Below are 1,242 nucleotides of genomic sequence, written 5' to 3'. Positions count from 1 at the left end.
GGCGACTTCTAACGAGCGTTGCGAATCCTGACCGGGAGGTATCGCAATGCCGCATCGTGCATGGAACAAGGCACCGGCCGACACCAAGAGCCGCTACTTCGAGCTGATCCGCCAGGGCGCCAGCGGCTCGACTGCGTCTCAGCAGGTCGGCGTGTCGCTCAGCTGTGGATCGCTGTGGTTTATCGACGCTGGCTCGGTGACCTTCATCGACAAGCCCATCAGCACCCGGTATCTGAACCAGGACGACCGCATCGAGATCGCCGACGGCCTCGCCGCCGACGAGTCGGTGAAGTCGATCGCCACCCGGATCGGGAAGAGCTACCAGACCGTCTACCGCGAGATCGCGCGCAACAAGAAACCCGACGGCCGGTATCAGCCTTGGTACGCCCACGCTCAAGCCCACCAGCGCCGACGACGCCAACGGGACCGGCGGGTGGTCAGCGACCATCAGCTACGTGCCGCGATCGCCGGCAAGCTCAAGGAGCACTGGTCGCCGGCACAGATCAGCCGGTGGCTGCGCCGGCGCTGGCCGAAGCGACACAGCTGGCATCTGTGTCACGAGTCGATCTACGAAGCCGTCTACCGCGGCCTGATCGTCGCTGCTGACCAACAGACGCTGCGCACGGGGCGCACCTACCGGCACAAGCGCGGCCGTGGTCGCACCCGTGAGGGTGCTCTGAAACAGTCGACGAACATGAGGCCGATCCACGACCGCCCCGCTGTGGTCGAGGAACGCTCCCAGGTCGGCCACTGGGAGGGCGACTTGATTGTCGGTGCCCTGCAGCGCTCCGCGATGGCCACCCTCGTTGACCGCAAGACCCGCCACACCATCCTCGTGCCGATCCGCGGCGGCCACTCCGCACAGGTCGTCGGCGACGCGCTCGTCAACGTCTTCGCCGGCCTGCCAGGTGCCTTGCGGCGCACGCTGACCTGGGATCAAGGCAACGAGATGTTCCAGCACGAACGCATCGAGCTCGAGAGCGGGATCCGGATCTACTTCGCCGACCCGCATTCGCCCTGGCAGCGGCCCACCAACGAGAACACCAACGGGCTATTGCGGCAGTACTTCCCCAAGGGAACCAACTTCGACCTCGTCGACGACGCCCGGATCCGCGAAGTGGCCGACGAGCTCAACGACCGCCCACGGCTCTGCCTCGGCGATCGCTCACCCAGGCAGTTGATGGCACGATGGCACAGGCAACTCGTCACACCCTGATTCGCGACGATGGCCAGAAACCGCCC

At 65.9% G+C, this 1,242-nt stretch carries 1 protein-coding gene; it reads left to right on the top strand.

All coding sequences use genetic code 11. The features are described from left to right. The first annotated feature begins 46 nt into the window (after positions 1-46). Positions 47-1,216, top strand: a complete 1,170-nt coding sequence (locus D0Z08_RS31550) for an IS30 family transposase (RefSeq protein WP_118929246.1) — start codon at positions 47-49, stop codon at positions 1,214-1,216. Positions 1,217-1,242: the final 26 nt, after the last annotated feature.

The sequence above is a fragment of the Nocardioides immobilis genome (assembly GCF_003515065.1).
Taxonomy (GTDB): Bacteria; Actinomycetota; Actinomycetes; order Propionibacteriales; family Nocardioidaceae; genus Nocardioides; species Nocardioides immobilis.
This window is presented reverse-complemented; position numbering and strand designations above follow the sequence as displayed.